At 43.2% G+C, this 20,878-nt stretch carries 9 protein-coding genes; 8 read left to right on the top strand and 1 reads right to left on the bottom strand.

Going from position 1 to position 20,878, the window contains the following annotated elements:
• The first annotated feature begins 33 nt into the window (after positions 1-33).
• The 4 genes from AB8P51_RS07985 (at position 34) to xylA (ending at position 7,757) form a co-directional block, all read left to right on the top strand.
• Positions 34-3,159, top strand: a complete 3,126-nt coding sequence (locus tag AB8P51_RS07985) for a SusC/RagA family TonB-linked outer membrane protein (RefSeq protein WP_369748275.1) — start codon at positions 34-36, stop codon at positions 3,157-3,159.
• Positions 3,160-3,179: 20 nt separating this feature from the next.
• Positions 3,180-4,805, top strand: a complete 1,626-nt coding sequence (locus AB8P51_RS07980) for a RagB/SusD family nutrient uptake outer membrane protein (RefSeq protein ID WP_369748274.1) — start codon at positions 3,180-3,182, stop codon at positions 4,803-4,805.
• A 140-nt stretch (positions 4,806-4,945) separates the two neighbouring features.
• Complete coding sequence (locus tag AB8P51_RS07975; RefSeq protein WP_369748273.1) at positions 4,946-6,427, top strand: xylulokinase; 1,482 nt, start codon at positions 4,946-4,948, stop codon at positions 6,425-6,427.
• A gap of 4 nt (positions 6,428-6,431) precedes the next feature.
• The gene (gene xylA / locus AB8P51_RS07970; RefSeq protein ID WP_369748272.1) at positions 6,432-7,757 is read left to right on the top strand and encodes a xylose isomerase; all 1,326 of its coding nucleotides are present in this window, start codon (positions 6,432-6,434) and stop codon (positions 7,755-7,757) included.
• A 20-nt stretch (positions 7,758-7,777) separates the two neighbouring features.
• On the opposite strand, the gene AB8P51_RS07965 is transcribed toward xylA, so the two are convergent.
• Positions 7,778-9,430 (bottom strand): solute:sodium symporter family transporter, encoded by a 1,653-nt coding sequence (locus AB8P51_RS07965; protein ID WP_369748271.1) that lies wholly within the window; start codon positions 9,428-9,430, stop codon positions 7,778-7,780.
• Between the two features lie 179 nt (positions 9,431-9,609).
• Here AB8P51_RS07965 and AB8P51_RS07960 point away from each other — a divergent pair, with 179 nt between their 5' ends.
• The 4 genes from AB8P51_RS07960 (at position 9,610) to AB8P51_RS07945 (ending at position 20,876) form a co-directional block, all read left to right on the top strand.
• Positions 9,610-12,918, top strand: a complete 3,309-nt coding sequence (locus AB8P51_RS07960) for a VCBS repeat-containing protein (protein WP_369748270.1) — start codon at positions 9,610-9,612, stop codon at positions 12,916-12,918.
• Between the two features lie 89 nt (positions 12,919-13,007).
• Positions 13,008-16,280, top strand: a complete 3,273-nt coding sequence (locus tag AB8P51_RS07955) for a VCBS repeat-containing protein (RefSeq protein ID WP_369748269.1) — start codon at positions 13,008-13,010, stop codon at positions 16,278-16,280.
• Positions 16,273-19,536, top strand: coding sequence for a VCBS repeat-containing protein (locus tag AB8P51_RS07950; protein WP_369748268.1), 3,264 nt, complete (start codon positions 16,273-16,275; stop codon positions 19,534-19,536). Before AB8P51_RS07955 ends, AB8P51_RS07950 begins: the two co-directional genes overlap by 8 nt.
• Positions 19,533-20,876 (top strand): vanadium-dependent haloperoxidase, encoded by a 1,344-nt coding sequence (locus AB8P51_RS07945; protein ID WP_369748267.1) that lies wholly within the window; start codon positions 19,533-19,535, stop codon positions 20,874-20,876. The genes AB8P51_RS07950 and AB8P51_RS07945 overlap by 4 nt, the downstream gene beginning before the upstream one ends.
• The last annotated feature ends 2 nt before the right edge of the window (positions 20,877-20,878 follow it).

The following is a 20,878-nucleotide window of genomic DNA, read 5'->3' as shown; positions in this document are numbered from 1 at the left end:
AATTAAATTAACTAAACTTAAAATTAACTTTTTATGAAGATTACACTACTAAAAAGTCTTATGCTGGTTGGAGCGATCTTAAGCTTCGGATTAGTTAAGGCGCAAGATGTATCAGGTACTGTTTCTGATGCTAGTGGCCCTCTTCCCGGGGCTAGTGTTGTAGTACAGGGTACTACGAATGGTACACAGACAGACTTTGATGGTAATTACAGTTTGAGTGATGTAGACAGTAATGCAGTTCTTGTTATAAGCTACATCGGCTACAAAACGCAGGAAGTTGCTGTCAACGGGCGCTCTACCATTAATGTTGTACTGGAAGAAGATGCTCAGGCATTAGACGAAGTGGTAATCATCGGATATGGTACCACAACTGTCAAGGATGCAACGGGATCAGTTACTGCTGTAACCTCTGAGGATTTTAACGGAGGGGTAATTTCATCTCCCGAACAATTAATCCAGGGTAAAACAGCCGGGGTTAACATTCAGCAAACCAGTGGGGAACCAGGTGCAGGCATCTCGGTAAACATTCGAGGTTCAAATTCTGTAAGGGGTGACAATAATCCACTCTTTGTTGTAGATGGTGTTCCGTTGGCTGCTGGAAATAGCTCACCGGGAGGTGATACCGGAAGCGGTGGGAGTGCCGTAAGAAATCCATTGAACTTCTTAAACCCATCGGATATTGAAAGTATCAGTATCCTTAAAGATGCCTCAGCAACCGCAATTTACGGTTCCAGGGGTGCCAACGGGGTTGTAATTATTACTACTAAAAGTGGAAAAGGAAGCTCAGGCGGAAAAGTTGAATTTGCATCTTCCCTGAGTATTGCAACTCCTGCTAATAGCTATGATCTTCTTAATAGAAATGAATTTCTTGATGCTGTAACCCAGTATGGAGGGAATGCATCTGCAGTTGATTTTGGCAACAATACAAACTGGCAGGATTTCATTACCAGGACGGTAGCTTCTCAAAACCAGAATGTTTCCTATTCCAACAACTATGGAAAAGGGAATATCCGTGCTACTTTTGGTTATCAGAAGCAATTTGGTGTAATTGAGAAAACAAGTTTGGAAAGGATCACTGGAAGACTGAACCTGACACATCGTTTCCTCGATGATAAACTCACCTTGGGATTACAAACCACTATCTCACGAGTTAATGATGAGACTGCTCCCTTGAGTGGTAGCGCTGGTTTCCGTGGAGATATCCTTGGTGCTAGTTACTCTGCAAATCCAACATGGGGTTCATCTTCTTCTTTTACCGATGGTGGAACTCAGATCAAGCCAGCTAATTATTTAGCTAATGCACAAAATGAAACCAATACAGACAGGATTCTTATCAACGGTTCCTTAGATTATAAGTTCACACCAGAACTTACTGGTAAAATCAACGTTGGTTATGACAAATCTGAAGGTGAAAATACCTCAGTGCTAACCGGAAACTTGTTAAACTTTGACGGTATTTCAGGTCTTGGTTTAGGTTTCTACAATACGCTTTTTAGAGAAAATCACCTATTAGAAGCCACTCTGAATTTCAAGAAAGATTTTGGTAACTCAAATATTGATGCTCTTGTAGGTTATTCCTTCCAGGATTTTAATGTAAGTGGAAGAAATTCTCAAGGCCGCGGATTCGGAACTACTGAGCTCAATCAAATGGGAGCTGATCTTAGAGAGACAGTTAATGGTGCCGGCAGAACTATAGATGGTTCATACCAACAATATTATTACGGTGAAAATACATCGGGCCTTATTGTTAACAGACTACAGCCTATCGTAGTTGCCGGTGAAGATGTAGGCTTTGGTTTTAACAAGTTGGTTAGAGCAATGACCGCAGACACTTTTAATAATACGGATGAATTACAGTCGTTCTTTGCCCGTGTGAACTATTCGCTGTCTAATAAGTATTTATTCACCGCAACATTGAGAGCTGATGGCTCTTCACGATTCGGTCCTGAAAACCAATACGGTTACTTCCCTTCCGGAGCCTTTGCCTGGAAAATTAATGAAGAAGATTTTGTAGGTGAAAATGTATCTACTTTAAAACTTCGTTTAAGTGGTGGACTTGTAGGTAACCAGGAAGGTTTAGGATATGGAAACTTCGTCGCAAGACAGCGATTTGGTGAAATTGGAACTCAGACAAACCTTACAGTAAACCCAAGTGGTTTAGCAATCGTTGCAACAGATGTTCCCGACCTGAAATGGGAAGAGACATTAAACCTTAACGTTGGTTTCGACTTTGGATTCTCCAATGACCGTTTATCAGGTAGTATCGATGTCTATCGCAATGAAACAAACGATCTATTACTGAGAACTCCTCCTGCAGCTCCTGCTGTGGATCCATTCCAGTTTGGTAATGTGGATGCCACTATCCTTAACCAGGGTATTGAATTTGCATTGGCATATGATTTTATCCAGTCTGAGAACACAACATTCTCTGCCGCATTCAATATTGCTTATAACGAGAATGAGGTTCAGGATTTTGCCAGTGCCATCAACACAGGTGAAATTAACGGACAGGGCCTTTCTGGTGCATTCGCTCAGCGATTTGAAGCCGGAAGATCATTGTTCTCTTATTACATGGCCATTTTTGAAGGCTTTGACAGCAACGGCTTCCCTGTTTACCAGGATGTAGACGGAAACGGAGTTGGTGATCCTATCGCTGATCAAACGTTCGTAGGAGAAGATGCTTTACCAGATATTACTTCTGGTTTATCATTGAACTTCAGTACTGGTAACTGGGATGCTTCAGCTTATTTCTCAGGTCAGTTTGGATTCTCTGTATACAACAACACCCGTAACGGTTTCTTCACCGGGGGTGCTATTAATAACGCACGTAACGTAACTCAGGATGTTGTTGCATCCGGAGAGAACGGTGGTGCATCTGCTGATGTATCAACAAGGTTCCTTGAAAAAGGTGATTTTGTACGTCTTCAGAACGCAACCCTTGGCTACAATGTGCCTCTAACAGGTGACGGACTCTTCAAAACCTTAAGATTGTCATTAACAGGTCAGAACTTATTCCTTATTACTGATTACTCTGGTCTGGATCCTGAAGTTACTGTTCCTACTGGTGACCTTGGTTCCGGAGTTCCTACAAGAGGAATCGACTGGGCAGCGTTCCCAAATCCAAGGACAATAACTTTTGGTCTTAATGCATCATTTTAATTAAAAAAAAGTTGAAAATCATGAAAAGAATTCAAATCAAAATTTATTTACTCACACTCGCTTCTGTGGTAGGACTTACAGCCTGTACCAATCTGGAGATCGAAGAAACTGATTCTATTATCAGTGAAGGATTCCAGGGTCTTGCTGATCCTTCCTCCGCAATTGACGGACTATACAGTAGCGTAGGTGGCCAGTATGGCGACCAGGCAAATTTCTTTGCCCTACAGGAAGTAACTACAGACGCAGCCTTAGTTCCAACAAGAGGAACCGACTGGGGAGATAATGGTTTATGGAGAGTATTACATAACCATGCATGGAATTCAGAACACGCCTTTATCGGTACTGTTTGGAATCAGTTCAATGCGAACCAGCTGCAGGCTTCACAAATTTTAGACTCTAGAAGTAACCCATCTGCACAAAATATCGGAGATGCGAGTTTCCTGAGAGCTTTCAGTATGTGGGTGATTTTAGATAATTACGGACAGGTGCCTTTTAGAGACACACAGCTTCCTTCTTCAGCTTTACCTGAAGTACTTACAGGACAGGCTGCTGTCGACTTTATCCTAGCTGATCTAGATCAGGCGATTGCTAACTTACCGACAGTTTCTGCCGGAAGTGGTGCTACTTTAAATCGTGCCAGCAAAGCTGCTGCACGTCATTTAAAAGCTAAAGTACTTCTTAACAAGCATATCTACCTCGGTGGAAGTCCTGACTCAGGCGACATGAATGAAGTGATATCGCTCGTTGACCAAATTGCAGCTGATGGATTCGCCTTACAAGCTGGTTACTTTGATCTTTTCAGGGATCCTGCTGATACTGGCGGAAATACTGAAACTATCTGGTCTCTATCAGCCTTGGCTACCGGAAACAGAATTTTTAACGGTCTTCACTACAACTCAACTGCTATTGGTGGAGGAGGTTGGAATGGATTTAGTACTCTTGCTGAATACTATGATCTGTATGAGGGAGATCCAAATAGCAACGAACTTGACGCATTGGGAAATCCAGCAGACGGACAGGAAGAGCGTAGAGGTGGTGTGCCACTAGCAGGTACAGCATTTACAGGAGAACCAGGTACAACGGATAATGGTGGACTGGTTGACGGATCCAATGTAGGCTTCGGATATCTCATCGGGCAACAATACGCTTTAGATGGTACTGCTTTGACAGACAGAGCCGGTGCGCCATTGACCTTCAAAAGAGATTTTGTTGACGGAACAGGTGCTTCAAGTTTTATCAATAATGACGAGACTACAGGTATCCGAGTTATGAAATACAACCCGAGATACGGAGGAGGATTTGCTGGTCATGAAGTTATATTCAGATACGCTGATGCACACCTGATGAAAGCTGAAGCCATGCTACGCTCTGGAGGTGATGCTACCGCCATGGTAAATGAACTTCGCGTACTTAGAGGTGCAACTCCACTAGGAACTGTAGGAGAACAGCAACTGATCGATGAAAGAGGTCGTGAGTTGTATCAGGAAGTATGGAGAAGAAATGACCTTATCCGTTTCGGACAATTCACAAGAGATTGGTTATTCAAAGAATCTTCTGAAATTGGAAATGCAAGTCGCCACGTATTCCCAATTCCTCCAACTCAATTGTTGGCGAACCCTAATTTAGTGCAAAACCCAGGATACTAATTCCTGAAATTATACTAATGAAAACCCTGGCTTCGGCCGGGGTTTTTTATTTTCCGTAATAGTGCATCATAATCCCTGTTTTCTTCCTTGCCCTTTACAATAGAATCTCCTACCTTTCTTATCCTTCTTCCTGATATAATATGTACTACCTGGGATACGACATTGGCAGCTCTTCTATAAAAGTGGCTTTGATTGAAGCAGACAGCGGTAAGACCATTGACATCCACAAGGAACCCGCCATGGAAATGCCCATAGAATCACCCCGGAAAGGATGGGCAGAACAGGATCCGAATGTCTGGTGGAACTACGTTTGTATCGGCACTCAAAAGCTCCTTAAAAAATGTGCTGTTGATAAAAACGAAATCACCGGCATAGGCATAGCGTATCAGATGCACGGCCTTGTATTAGTAGACAAGGAAGGAAATCCATTGCGAAATGCCATTATCTGGTGTGATAGTCGTGCTGTGGAAATCGGGGAGCAGGCAGCAGCGGATCTGGGAGGAGAATTCTGCACTTCTCAGCTGCTTAATACCCCGGGAAATTTTACGGCTTCAAAACTAAAATGGGTCAAAGAAAATGAACCTGATATTTATAGCCAAATCAATTATTTCATGCTACCCGGCGACTATATTGCAGGTAAATTTACCAATAGTCCTTCCACAACAATATCCGGACTGACAGAAGGAATCTTCTGGGATTTCAGGGAAGAAAAACTAGCCTCTACGCTTCTGGACTATTATGGCATTCAAAAAGAAATCTTCCCCCCTATCGTTCCAACCTTTGGCATACAGGGAACTGTTTCAGCCCAGGGGGCCGGGGAAACAGGTTTAGCAGAAGGAATTCCCGTCCTGTATCGCGCAGGTGACCAGCCCAATAATGCCCTTTCCCTGAATGTGTTTTCTCCGGGCGAAATTGCTATGACAGGTGGGACCTCAGCAGTAGCATATACTATTAGTGATCAACTCAAAACAAAGGAGATACACCGGATAAATACCTTTGCCCATGTAAATTATTCACCTGCCAGGCCTTCCCTTGGAAAGCTGTTGTGTATTAATGGTGCAGGAATTCAATACAGGTGGTTAAAAGAACACCTGAAAATCAATTCCTATGATGAAATGAATGATCTGGCCAATGAGATTAATGCAGGATCTGATGGCTTATTGGTTTATCCTTTTGGCAATGGAGCCGAACGAATCCTCTACAACAAAAATCCCGGGGCTTCTATCTTACATCTCGACTTAAATCGGCATTCTACTGCCCACCTTTGCCGAGCAACTCTCGAAGGGATTGCCTTTTCTCTCATGTATGGCATCGATATACTGATTTCGGAAGGACTGAAGCCCAAAGTAGCCAGGGCCGGAAATGACAATCTCTTTAAATCGGCTGTCTTTGCCCAAACCATGTGTAACCTGATAGGGCATCCAATAGAAATATACAACACTACTGGAGCTGTTGGTGCAGCCAGAGCTTGTATAATACACCAATACGGATTTAAGGCTTTTAGCAAAACCGTTATGAAAAATGACCTTGTTGAAACTTATACTCCAAAAAAAGACAATAAACCAATTTCTCAGGCCTATCAGCAGTGGAAAGAGAAACTGGACTCACAATTAAATCAATAGCATTATGGCACTACTCGGAGATCAGGAATTTTTTAAAGGAATTCAGCCAATTCAGTATGAGGGGCCCGAATCAGATAACCCCTTGGCATATAAGTACTACAACCCGGAACAAGTGGTTGCCGGAAAGCTGATGAAAGATCATTTTAAATTTGCTGTAGCCTACTGGCATTCCTTTTGTGGCCAGGGGGCCGATCCCTTTGGAGCCGGTACACAATCCTTTCCATGGGACTTACCCCCGGACCCTGTTGAGGCAGCAAAGGCCAAAGCAGATGCCGCTTTTGAATTTATCACCAAATTGGGGTTCGACTATTATTGTTTTCACGATTATGACCTTATTCAGGAAGGAGATAGCCTTGCGGAATCAGAAAAAAGACTGGGAAAAATAACATCCTACTTGAAGGCGAAACAAAAAGCATCCAATGTTAAGGTACTCTGGGGAACCGCCAATTGTTTCTCTCACCCCAGGTATATGAATGGGGCAGCTACAAATCCTGATTTCAGGGTCGTGGCCAGAGCCGGGGCACAAATTAAACTGGCTCTGGATATAACGGGGGAACTAGGAGGGGAGAACTATGTCTTTTGGGGTGGACGGGAAGGCTATATGTCACTATTAAACACAGATCTGAAACGCGAACAAGACCATATGGGAAGATTCCTAGGAATGGCACGCGACTATGCCCGGAAGCAGGGATTTAAAGGGAATTTCTTTGTTGAACCAAAACCCATGGAGCCTATGAAACATCAGTACGATTTTGATGCCGCTACAGTGATTGGGTTTTTAAATCACTATGATCTGCAGGACGATTTTAAACTGAACTTAGAATTCAACCACGCTACTCTGGCTAATCATACTATGCAACACGAAATGGCCGTTGCTGCATCGCACAACATGCTGGGAAGCCTGGATGCTAACAGAGGAGACTACCAGAATGGCTGGGATACAGATCAATTCCCTAACAACCTCTATGAAATTACCGAAGCCATGCTCATCTTCCTGATGGAAGGTGGCTTACAAGGTGGAGGCATCAATTTTGATGCTAAGATCAGAAGGAATTCCACGGATATGGATGACATCTTCCACGCACATATTGGAGGTGTGGATACTTTTGCTAAAGCCCTGATCGCTGCAGATCGCGTTTTGACAAACTCTTCCTATAAGTCCTTCCTTCGAGAGCGATACGGTTCATTTGATTCAGGAGATGGTAAAGCTTTCGAATCTGGAAATCTAAGCCTGGAAAATCTCTATCAGATAGCTAATCAATCCGGGGAACCTCCACTTCGCAGCGGCAAACAGGAGATGCTGGAAAACATCCTTAATCAATATCTTTAATCATTCCACCTGATGGAGGCCTATTTTGCGAAATAAATATAAATTCCAATCACTATTGCCACGATAATCAAACCCATTTGCCTGACGTATTTAAAAGGAGTGATCTCCACCTGTTCGGTATATTGCTGTACATAAGGCGTGGCCCGCGGTTTAAATTTACCTATCAGCAACATGATCGCAATGTTGGCGATAAACAATATGGCCATCACGTGTAAATAATGTGGGTAGGCATCTGCTTCAACAAGGGCTAATTCAGCCGGATCCGTCACACCATTTGCCTTCGCGGTTTCCAGGGCAGACGCTACAAATTTCGGCTGTAACCAGAACTGGGAAATAATGTAAAGTACCGATCCTGAAATAATTCCAATTTTAGCCGCTATGGCTGGAACCCTCTTGGTGAGGTAACCAATAACGATGATCGTCAATATAGGAATGCTGTAAATCCCATTGATTTCCTGCAGGTAGTTAAATAAACTTCCGGCGTTGGCAATCATCGGAGCTATAAACATTGCCGCCAATGCAAGACACACCCCGAAAATTTTCCCATACTTAACTACCGTTTTTTCCGGAGCTTCTTTATTGATGTGTTGTTTGTAAATATCAATCCCAAATAAGGTGACAGAACTGTTGAGTACACTGTTGAAGGAACTTAAAATGGCTCCAAAAAGTACAGCAGCAAAAAATCCAATCAGGGGTTTGGGTAAAACTGCGCGAACCAGTTCCGGATATGCCAGGTCGCTCGATGCCAATCCGCCTTCAAAATAGTGGTAGGCAATCATTCCCGGCAAAACCAAAATCAGTGGTCCCAGTATCTTTAAAAAAGAAGCCAGCAACAAGCCTTTCTGTCCTTCTGCCAGGTTCTTGGCTGCCAATGCCCTTTGTATGATCTGCTGATTTGTGCCCCAGTAAAAGAGCTGCACCAGCATCATCCCGGTAAATATGGTGGAGAATGGAACTTCCTGTCCGGGTTCTCCTGTTGAATCGAAGCGTTCAGGATTGGTGGCCATAAGAGCTTCCAAACCGTTATATACACTCCCATCCCCTATAGCCATCAGTCCGAAAATCGGAATCAGAATACCCCCTACTATCAATCCAATTGCGTTGATACTATCCGAAACAGCAACGGCTTTTAATCCCCCGAATACGGCATAGATCGACCCAATGATCCCTATTCCCCATATACAGACTACAAGGGCTGTTTTATCCGAAACATTTAAGAGTTCAGGCACATTGAACATCCCGCTGATGGCTACAGAACCGGAATAAAGGATCACTGGAAGTAGAACCACCACATAGCCTGTAAGGAAAAGTCCGGAAGTAATCGTCTTAGTGGTTACATCAAATCGTTTGGCCAGAAATTGAGGCACTGTTGTGAGTCCGCCTTTCAAGTATCTCGGCAAAAGAAAAACCGCAGTTACCACTATGGCAATAGCCGCTAGGGTTTCCCAGGCCATCACAGACAACCCATCCTTATAAGCACTACCGTTAAGGCCGACAATCTGCTCTGTTGATAAATTGGTCAGGAGAAGTGAACCTGCAATGACCCCGGCAGTTAAACTACGTCCCCCGAGAAAATAGCCGTCGGAAGATGTTTCATCGGTGGTTCGGGTTGCAAAATACGAGATTATGGCTACCAGAGATGTGAAGCCTATAAAAGAGATGATACCAATCATGCTTACAGGAAGTTAGTTAGTTTGTTCGTCTAAATATATTAGTTTATTTGCAAACGACTCCCTGAATAGCTCAATATTCAGATCAAGGCCAATTCATTTGATGTCTAAAGGCCAAGTAGGACACAGCATATTTCCAACTTCGTGCCGGATTGAGTATCTTGCATCCCTCTTTCTAAAGCATGATGAAACGGATTTTAAGGTATACAGTATTGCTTTCGATTGTTTTCTCCGGATGCCAGAAATCCCATAATAAACGTTTCGAAAAACTGAGTGCATCCCGGACTGGTATTCAATTTAGCAATACCCTTACGGAAACTCCTGAACTCAATATCCTCAACTATCTGTATTTCTTTAACGGGGCCGGAGTAGCGGCTGCTGATTTCAATAACGACAAGCTCATAGATCTCTATTTTACTTCCAACCAGGAGGCAGATCGACTCTATCTAAATCAGGGTAATTTCAACTTCCTTGACATTACCGAAGCTGCTGGAATTGACAATTTGGGAAACTGGACAACGGGAGTAACTCACGTCGATATCAACAATGATGGTTTGCTGGATATTTATGTCTGTAAGGTGGGGAATTTTAGAAAAATCCGGGGAAAGAACTTGCTGTTTGTCAACCAGGGGGCCAACAAAGACGGTATTCCTACTTTTAAGGAAGATGCCGCGTCATATGGCCTCGACTTTAGTGGATTTTCTACTCAGGCTGCCTTTCTCGACTATGACCTTGACGGAGATCTTGATATGTTCCTCCTCAATCATTCCGTACATCCGAATATGACTTATGGAAAAGGTTCCCAACGATTACAATCCGATCCAACCTCCGGTGACCGACTATTCAGAAATGACAATGGCTTTTTTCACGATATCTCAGAAAAAGCGGGGATTTACCAGGGAAGAATAGGTTATGGATTGGGAATAGGCATTAGTGACCTGAATGAAGATGGATATCCCGATATCTATATCGGCAACGATTTCTTTGAGAACGACTATCTCTATATCAATCAAAAAGATGGAACTTTTAAAGAAATCATTTCGGAGGACGAAAGGGCCATAGGACATACCACACACTTTTCAATGGGCAATGATCTCGCCGATATCAATAATGACGGATTAACAGATATCATTTCCCTCGATATGCTGCCCGAAGATCTGGAAACCTATAAGACTTCCGGACTTGAATATCCGTTTCCGTCCTATCAATACTATTTAAAAAATGGATATGCGCCTCAGTATATGCAAAATACACTGCATCTCAATCTTGGAAATGAGTCGTTTAGCGAAATAGGACAACTTGCCGGAATTTCGGCAACAGAATGGTCCTGGAGTGTTCTGCTGGCCGACTATGACAATGACGGTCATAAAGATGCTTTTATTTCCAATGGCATAAAAAGGGCCACAAATGACATGGACTTTATCAATTTTATTTCTAATGAAGCCATACAAAAGCGATTAGCCACGGGAATGTCTCTCGAAGACATGGCCTTTATCGAAGAAATACCCCAGAAAAAAACTCCTAACTATTTTATGAAAAATACAGGACATCTTACTTTTGAAGATGTTACTACTTCCTGGTATGAGAAATCACCTTCTTTTTCAAATGGGGCAGTTTACGCCGATCTGGACAATGACGGAGATCTCGATGTTGTCGTTAATAACGTAGACGAAGAAGCCCTGATACTTAATAATCTGAGTTCAGGGAATCTGAACACCAACTTCCTTAAAATATCGCTTCGGGGTGGGCCGAAAAACACCTTTGGTGTTGGTGCAAGAGTAATGGTTTATGCCGGTGGCTCCAAACAATTGCAGGAACAGTTCGTCTCCAGAGGATTTTTGTCAGCGGTTCCGCCTGAACTTCATTTTGGTTTAGGGGATGTCAATAAAATTGATTCCGTAAAGGTTATTTGGCCCAATGGTATGAGTCAGGTACTACCCTCCCCTGCCATCAACACAAGAATCTCCCTAAGTGAAATCGAAGCAAACGATTCTGTAAGAGTCCTCAATCGAAAAGATGCCCGGGAGTTACGTTTAACAGCTTCCCAATCCGTAATACCCTTCAGACACAAAGAACCTGCCACTCTTGAATTTGACCGGGATCCCATGGTTCCATTTGCCAATACCAATGAGGGTCCGGAAATAACTGTGGCTGATATAAACAAGGATGGACTGGAGGACTTGTTTATTAGCGGGGCCAAAGCGCAGGCCTCCCGGCTATTCATTCAGCAGGAAGACGGCAGTTTGATTTCCTCACAGCAAGATCTTTTTAAAATTGATGAGATGAACGAGGACGTTTCCCACGTTGTGTTCGATGCCAATGGCGATTCATGGCCCGATCTCCTGGTTGTGAGCGGTGGAAATGAGTTCAGGGAAGGTAAAAGACTTCAACCCAGGCTATATATCAATCAGAAAGGCCGGTTTGTAAAAGATTCACTTCAGTTTTCTGGCCTGGAGATAAATGCTTCCAAGGTTAAGGTATGGGATCTGCAGAATGACGGGGATTTGGACGTACTAATTGCTTCTGATCAGTTACCGTTAGAATTTGGCTCTTCCAGCAGGCAATATGTCTATTTAAATGACGGGAAAGGAAATTTTAAAGCAGATACTTCTGATGCCTACAGGGAATTTATTCAATTGCCAAGTGTAAAAGACTTTTTATGGGCCGATATTGACAAAGACGGAGAAGAAGATCTGATCGTTTCCGGATACTGGGCGCCCATAAATGTTTTAAAAAGTGTCGATGGAGTACTCAGGCTGATGGAAAACAATGGTCTGGAAAGTACCAACGGTTGGTGGAATACTCTTGATACAGCAGATTTTGACCAGGATGGAGATCTCGACCTCATCGCTGGAAACTGGGGTTTAAACAGTAGATTAAAAGCGAGCAAGGAGTTCCCGATCACCCTTTACAGGGCCGATTTTGATGAGAACGGCACCACTGATCCCCTTGTAACCTACTTTGAAGGAGGAAAAGAAACCCCTTTTGCCTCAAAAGACGAGTTGGTGAAGCAGATGCCTTTTCTGAACAAGGAATTTCTGTCGTATAAAAGTTTCGCCAGAGCAGATCTGGAGGATTTGTTTTCGAAATCCTCCCTGGATAAAGCTGATAAAAAGCAACTATATGAGCTTAGGAGCATCTACCTTGTGAATGATGGCAAAGGGAACTTTACCTCTCGAGAAATTCCTCGTATAGCACAGGCCACCATTACACAAGACATATTTGTTGACGACTTTGACGGAGATGATTTTCAGGATCTGTTACTCGTGGGGAATACCTATGAAATAAGTACTCAATTGGGTAGGTTGGATGCATCACATGGCATAATTTTGCTAAATGATAAAAAGGGGAATTTCAATTGGATCCAATCCCCCATGATCAATATTTCAGGTCCTGCGAGAGCAATTGAGCGAATCAGAATTAAGGAACAGGACTTTATAATAGTCGGGATCAATAATGGCCTCCCGCTTATGTTTAAATACAAGGAATAAATCCAATGAGAGCACTAAGATCAATTCTGCCATATTTTCTTTGCTGTACACTTCTATTGATGAGTTGTACCTCCGAAAAAAAAGATCAAATGGCTGAAACCGAAACTAAGCCAACACTTTTCAACTTACTTTCTCCCGAAGAAAGCGGTGTTGATTTTGTAAATAAAGTAGAAAATCAAAAGAACTTCAACATCTTCAAATACAGGAATTTCTACAACGGCGGAGGGGTAGCAATAGGGGATGTCAATAACGATGGCCTTCCGGATATCTACCTGACCGGGAATATGGTGGAGAACAAGCTCTATCTCAACAAAGGTGACCTTAAATTTGAAGATATCACTTTAAAAGCTGGTGTACAGGGAAGTAAACCCTGGTCTACCGGAGTAGTTATGGTGGATATCAATCAGGATGGATTGCTCGACATTTATGTCAGTAATGCCGGAAATATGGAGGGCAATAATCACGATAATGACCTCTATATCAACAACGGAGATCTTACCTTTACGGAAAAGGCAGCCGAATACAATCTGGCAAAAACAGGATTCTCTACCCACGCCTCCTTTTTTGATTACGATAAAGACGGGGATCTTGATGCCTATATCCTCAACAACAGTAATATCCCTGTAAGCAGCCTTGGATACGCCGGACAACGGGAAGTGAGGGCTCAGGACTGGGAAGGTGTTCCCGATATATTTAAAGGAGTTGGTGATATGCTCCTCCGCAACGACAATGGGAAGTTTGTGGATGTGAGTGAAGCTGCCGGTATTTATGGTAGTCTGATCGGTTTTGGACTCGGGGTGATGATCACAGATATCAACAAGGACCTCTATCCCGATATCTATGTCTCTAACGATTTTTACGAACGCGATTATCTATATATCAATAATCAGGACGGCACATTTTCCGAAGAGATCAAAGACTGGACCTCCCATCTGTCCCTCTCGGCAATGGGAATTGATATGGCCGATATCAATAATGATGGCCATGCCGAAATCTTTATTACCGATATGCTTCCTGAAGCCGATGAGCGGGTTAAATCAGTAATGGAGTTTGACGGCTATGATGTCTTCAGGCTCAAACAGGACAAAGACTTTTACCAGCAATACATTCAGAACACACTGCAACTCAATAATGGCAATGGTTCTTTTTCCGAGATTGCCTATTTCAGTGGGGTAGACGCCACGGACTGGAGTTGGGCCGGACTCATATTCGACATGGATAACGATGGCTTCAGGGATATCTTTATCACAAATGGTATCAATCACGACCTTACAGATCTCGATTTTGTAGATTTCTTTGCAAATGAGATCATCCAGAAAATGGCCCTGACAGGAAAGAAAGAGTCTATCGATTCAATCATCAATAAGATGCCGATCAGGCCACAGCCTAATTACGCGTACAGGAACAATAAGGATCTCACCTTTGCCAATGCCAACAAGGAATGGGGCTTCGAATTACCAACCATGTCGAATGGAGCGGCTTACGGAGACCTCGACAACGATGGAGACCTCGACCTGGTTATTAACAATGTAAATATGGTTTCCTTTATTTACGAAAACCAGACGAATAGCTTAACAGAGAATCACTATCTCAAACTCAGGTTTGAAGGTCCTGAGAAAAATAAATTTGCAGTCGGTACGGCCGTAAATCTCTACTATGACAACAATGTGGTATACCAGGAACTGATCCCTTCAAGAGGGTTTCAATCCTCAATGGACTATGAGATGACCATTGGTCTTGGGACATCCACCTCCGTTGACTCGCTCAGAGTGATCTGGCCCGATGACAAAACCCAGAAAATGGAAAACCTCGAGGCAGACCAGACTTTAAATCTCAGCTATTCCGAGGCCCGGGAAGTATATACGCCCGCTAAGCCGGATGCCATCAAACCTCTGTTAAAAGAGGTGGAAAACTCAAACTTACTGGCTCACGAAGAAAATAACTACAATGATTTCGACTATGAGGGACTGATATACAAACTGCTTTCTCAGGAAGGACCTGCCCTGGCCATTGGAGATATCAATGGTGACGGCAATGAAGATGTCTTTCTCGGGGGGGCTGCCGGACAGGAAGCTGTGCTTTATGAACATACGGGTAATGGAAATATCCGACCTATGAGGCAAAGCGTTTTCATTGAAGACCGCTCTTATGAAGATACCGCTGCGGCTATTTTTGATGCAGACGGAGACGGAGATATGGACCTTATGGTAGGTGCCGGAGGAAATCAGGTTGGAGATGAACGGACATATCGGGCAAGGTTATACCTGAACGACGGGAAAGGAAGATTTAGTAAGTCGGAACAACTATTACCTTCCACCTTTAAGAATATCTCCACTATTGCTCCTTTTGATTTCGACGAGGATGGGGATATGGATGTTTTTATCGGCTCACGAAGTGTGGTAGGCACCTATGGAGTTGACCCTGATCATCTATTCCTTGAAAATCTCGGTAATGCTGAGTTCAAAGATGCCACAGAACGTCTGGCCTATGACCTCAAAGATGCCGGTATGGTCACAAATGCCATTTGGGCGGATATGGATGGGGATTCCCGTAAAGATCTCGTGACCGTTTCAGAATGGGGGACGCCGAGAATTTTCCGGAATTCTGGGAGGCGACTGGCCAAAATGGCCTCTTCCCTCGATAGTCTCGACGGCCTTTGGAATGTGGTGGAAGCCGCTGACCTGGATAATGACGGGGATCAGGATCTTGTCCTTGGAAATCAGGGAGCCAACCTGCATTATAAACCTACATCAGAGAGCCCGATGAAGATGTGGATCAATGATTTTGATGGGAATGGAACCATAGAGCAGATCGTCACCTTAAGCGAAAATGGGAAAGACTATCCGCTGCATCAGAAAAAAGAGCTTACCAACCAGATCGTATCCCTTAAAAAACAGAATCTGAAGGCATCAGAATACGCCCGTAAAACCATAGGTGAATTATGGCCAAAATCGGTTTTTGAGAATTCGATTATGAAAAAATCCGGAACCTCAGAGTCTGTCATTGCCATCAACGAAGGAAATGGCAAGTTTAAAATTAAAACCTTACCCTCCAGGGTGCAGTTGTCATGCGTTTGTGGCATCTCATGTGCAGATGTAAATAATGACGGTTACCTCGACCTTATCATGGGAGGAAATAATTTTGAGTTTAAACCGCAGTTTTCGCGTCTTGATGCTAATTACGGCAACGTTCTCCTGGGAAACAAAGAGCTGGATTTCAAGTGGGAAGAATACAACAAAAGTGGATTCTTTATCAGGGATGAAATCAAACATATCAAACAATTTAAAGATCGCAATGGCCGTGCTTTTGTAATTGCAGCATTGAATGACACTAAACCCAAGATTTACAGCCTCAATGATTAAAAAAGCAGTTCTTTACAGTCTGGTAGTAATCATGTTCGGGTGTAACCGAAATGGGGGTGATCTTTTTAAAAATCCTCAGGAAGGAGATACAGGTATTTCTTTTAACAATAGCCTCACTGAGACAGACGACTTAAATATTCTTGATTATCTGTATTTCTATAATGGTGGCGGGGTTGCTATCGGGGACGTCAATGGAGATGACCTTCCTGACATCTTTTTTTCCGGCAACCAGGTAAAAAACAAATTATACCTCAACAAGGGTGATCTTACTTTTGAGGATATTTCAGACAATGCCGGTATAGGTGGAAACAGCAGCTGGAATACAGGGGCTGTTATGGGTGATGTAAACGGGGACGGCTTACTGGATATATATGTCTGCGCTGTAGTGGGTATAAATGGTTTTAACGGTTATAATGAACTTTATATCAATAATGGCGACCTTACTTTTACCGAAAGTGCAGCAGAGTACGATCTCGATTTTGACACTTTTAGTTCTAATGCGGCCTTTCTGGACTACGACCTCGACGGGGATCTGGATATTTATCTGCTGAACCATGCTGTACATACCCAGGAATCCTTCGGCAAAGCCGATCTGAGGTATAAAAGGGATTTTCAAACCGGAGATAAATTACTGCGGAATGACGGAAATACTTTTGTTGAAGTAAGCGAGGAAGCCGGAATATTTGGAGGTATCAATGGCTATGGACTTGGAGTCACAATCAGCGATTTCAATCAGGATGGTTATCCCGATATCTATGTGGGAAATGATTTTCATGAAGATGATTACTATTACCTCAACAATGGGGACGGGACTTTTACCGAAAACCTTAAGAAGTACTTCGGGCATACCACGAGATTTTCAATGGGAAATGATGTGGCCGATATCAATCACGATGGATGGCCCGATATCCTCTCCCTGGATATGCTCCCGGAAGACGAAACGGTTCTTAAGTCCTCTGAAGGCGATGACGATATACAGATCCAGAATATGAGGGTCAGGCAATACGGTTATCACTATCAGTTTACAAGAAATATGTTGCATGTCAACCGCCCCGGACACGGCTTTCAGGAAACAGCCCTCCTGAGTGGTATCGCGGCAACAGACTGGAGTTGGAGTGCTCTTTTCGCCGATTTTAATGCCGACTCTGAGCAGGATATTTTTATCGCCAATGGCATCCCCAAACGCCCGAATGATCTCGATTTCATCAACTTTGTATCCAGCGAACAGATCAAAAAGAAGATCAACAATACCAAGCTGATGGATCAGGAAGCCCTGGAAATGATGCCTTCCGGTGCTGTTCACAACTATATTTTCCAGGGAACAGACAACTTGCAATTTATCGACCGATCTGAAGATTGGATAGCCAGAGATACCCTTTTTTCAGGGGCCACGGCTATGGGCGACCTTGACAATGATGGGGACCTCGACCTGGTAACAAGTAATATTAATAGTCCGGCTACCCTCTATATCAACCAGACCGATTCGGATGCAAGCTATCTCAAGCTAAGATTGAAATTCACAGATAAAAACAGCTTTGGGATTGGCACCAAAGTACTTTCCTACCACAAGGGTGTACTCCAATACAGGGAATTGTATACGGTAAGAGGATTTCAGGCTTCCTCAGAACCCATCCTGCATTTCGGATACGGAAATGAAACCCGGGTGGATTCCCTGCGGATCCTCTGGCCGGACCATACCACTCAGGTTCTGAAAGATATTCCGGTTAATCAAACCTTGAATATAAGACCAGATTCGAATGTTCCTTTTAGTAATCCATGGTTAAAATCAGAAGAAAAAACGCTCTTTAAGAAAGTAGATGGTAGCATGGGACTCACGTTTACCCACAGGGAAGATCCCTATCTCGACTTTAACCGTCAAAAACTGATCCCATATAAATTCTCAGATCGAGGACCTTCCCTTGCTGTTGGTGATATCAACGGGGACGGCACTGATGATGTTTTCTTCGGTGGATCTAAATTTTACCCCTCTTCGCTATATCTGCAAACTGAAGACGGTTTTAAAAAGAAAGAAATTCCTGAGCTAAGACAGGATTCCATAACAGAGGATGTGGCTGCAGTCCTTGAAGATTTCAATGGCGATGGAAAAAAAGATCTGTTTATTGGAACAGGCGGTGCCGACTTTTACAATGAGATGGCACCTCTTTTAGACAGGTATTATCTTCAAAGGGATTCGACTTTCATTAAACAGGGTCTTCCCAAGTCATTTGATAATACGTCCGTACTTGCTCCCTTCGACTTTGACCAAGACGGGGACCTGGACCTTTTTGTTGGCAATCAAATGATCACCAACGATTTTGGAAAGATCCCAGAATCTTATTTGCTAAAAAATACTGAAGGGGTTTTTGAAAAAGTAGAGAATATGGATCTGGCCTCCGTTGGCATGGTTACAGATGCAATCTGGGAGGACTACAACAAAGATGGATACACAGACCTTATTGTGGTTGGGGAATGGATGACTCCTAAGTTCTTCAGGAATACAGGGGGAAAATTAGAAAAGGATAATGTTTTGGAAGAAAATTCTTCCGGACTTTGGGAAAGTATCACAGCCTTTGATATTGACCAGGATGGAGATACAGATTACCTGCTCGGAAACTGGGGCTTAAATACAAAGTTCAGGGCGACGGAAAAGAACCCCATGAAAATGTACTATTCAGATTTTGATAAGAATGGAAGTACGGAGACCATCGTCACACTCGAAAATGATGGAGCATATTATCCTATAGAAGGCTTAAAAGGCCTTGCTGAGCAATTGGTAAGTCTGAGAAAAAAATTTACAGCCTATAGAGATTTTGCAGGTAAACCAATAGAAGAGATCCTGGATGGGGATCAGCTTAAAAAAGCTAAGGTTATGGAGGTAAACGAGTTGAGATCAGGTTACCTCGAAAATAATGAGGGACGCTTTTCATTTGTCCCCTTCTCACAGGAATTACAACTTGCCCCTATAATGGCTTTTCTTACTTATGATTTCGACAATGACGGGGTAGACGAGGTGCTGGTTGCAGGAAATTACTTTGGGGTAAAACCATATCACGGAAGACTGGGCACCTTTGCCGGGGCTATGATAAAAGGGAAAAATAATGTAATTTTGGGCGATGTTTTGGGACTGGATTTTATGAACAGATCCATCAGACATCTCAATATTCTGACCGTACGTAACCAACCTTATTTACTGGCAACATTCAACGACGATGCCGTTCAACTGTACCAATTAATAAATAAAAAAGAAACACCATGAAGAAACTAATCCTTCTACTGGTTTTGCTGAGCCTTGGCTGTCAAAAGGATAATACACCTATTGAGGTGTCTCCTGAATTGATGCATCGTTCAGTGGATAAGGTCATAGAAATTATGATCCACGATATCTTTTCCCCTCCTGTAGCGAGCAGAATATTTGCATACCCCAATATTGCAGCATATGAGATTATCGCCCAGGATGATGAGCGTTTTCTATCCCTGGCGGGACAGGTTCATGAATTCAGCCCTATTCCCAAAGCTGATACAAACAAGCCCATCAATAATGAACTCGCTGCTATGGTTGCCCATATGGATCTTAGCCGAAGACTAATCTTCAGCGAAGACAAAATGGAAGTCTTCAGAGATAGTCTTTATACACTTTGGTCTTCTAAAAATGAGAGAGAATTTGAAGCTTCCAGGGAGTACGGCCTTAAGGTAGCTGAACACATTGCCGCCTGGATGGACAAAGACAATTACAAACAGACCAGGACAATGCCTAAATTCACTGTTAATACTGATGAACCTTCCCGTTGGCAGCCAACCCCCCCGGCATATATGGCCGGTATAGAACCTCACTGGAGCAAAATAAGGCCCTTTGTCATTGAATCGGCCGATCAGTTTAAACCTTTGCCTCCACCTCCTTTTACGATGGAAGAAGGATCAGATTTTTACAAGGAAGTAAAGGAGGTCTATGATATCAGTAAGAAAATGGAAGAGGAAGGAGATGAGTCAGAGGGAGTGCAAATCGCCAAATTCTGGGATTGCAATCCGTATGTATCTGTAACCAGGGGGCACCTGATGTTTGCAACCAAAAAGATTACGCCCGGGGCACACTGGATAGGAATCACGAAAATTGCCAGTAGAAAGGCGAAGTCGGACTTTAACCAAACCGTCCATGCTTATACCAAGACTTCCATGGCAATAGCAGATGCGTTTATCAGCTGTTGGGACGAAAAATACCGGAGTAATCTTATCCGGCCCGAAACACTTATCAATGAGCATATAGACGATAGCTGGAAACCAGTTTTACAGACCCCACCTTTTCCTGAATATACCAGCGGACATAGTGTGGTGTCGGGAGCAGCTTCTGTTGTGTTAACCGATATTTTTGGCGAGGACTTTGCCTTTGATGACGATACTGAACTGGCCTATGGACTTCCGGTTAGGTCGTTCACTTCCTTCAGGCAAGCCGCTGATGAAGCTGCCATAAGTAGGATGTACGGAGGAATACATTACCGGGCAGCTGTTGAAATTGGTGTTAAGCAAGGTAGAGATCTGGGGGCTTTCATTGTCAACAAACTGAATATGGAGAACGAATCCCGTTTGGCACAAACTCAATAATC

Origin of the sequence: Muriicola sp. SD30 (assembly GCF_041205185.1) — a bacterium.
Lineage (GTDB): Bacteria > Bacteroidota > Bacteroidia > Flavobacteriales > Flavobacteriaceae > Muriicola.
This window is presented reverse-complemented; position numbering and strand designations above follow the sequence as displayed.

What these genes read in the sequence shown, in the direction of transcription:
- AB8P51_RS07985 (WP_369748275.1), top strand. Translation starts at nt 34, where the DNA reads ATGAAGATTACACTACTAAAAAGTCTTATGCTGGTTGGAGCGATCTTA.
- AB8P51_RS07975 (WP_369748273.1), top strand. Translation starts at nt 4,946, where the DNA reads ATGTACTACCTGGGATACGACATTGGCAGCTCTTCTATAAAAGTGGCT.
- AB8P51_RS07980 (WP_369748274.1), top strand. Translation starts at nt 3,180, where the DNA reads ATGAAAAGAATTCAAATCAAAATTTATTTACTCACACTCGCTTCTGTG.
- AB8P51_RS07955 (WP_369748269.1), top strand. Translation starts at nt 13,008, where the DNA reads ATGGCTGAAACCGAAACTAAGCCAACACTTTTCAACTTACTTTCTCCC.
- AB8P51_RS07945 (WP_369748267.1), top strand. Translation starts at nt 19,533, where the DNA reads ATGAAGAAACTAATCCTTCTACTGGTTTTGCTGAGCCTTGGCTGTCAA.
- AB8P51_RS07960 (WP_369748270.1), top strand. Translation starts at nt 9,610, where the DNA reads ATGATGAAACGGATTTTAAGGTATACAGTATTGCTTTCGATTGTTTTC.
- xylA (WP_369748272.1), top strand. Translation starts at nt 6,432, where the DNA reads ATGGCACTACTCGGAGATCAGGAATTTTTTAAAGGAATTCAGCCAATT.
- AB8P51_RS07950 (WP_369748268.1), top strand. Translation starts at nt 16,273, where the DNA reads ATGATTAAAAAAGCAGTTCTTTACAGTCTGGTAGTAATCATGTTCGGG.
- AB8P51_RS07965 (WP_369748271.1), bottom strand. Translation starts at nt 9,430, where the DNA reads ATGATTGGTATCATCTCTTTTATAGGCTTCACATCTCTGGTAGCCATA.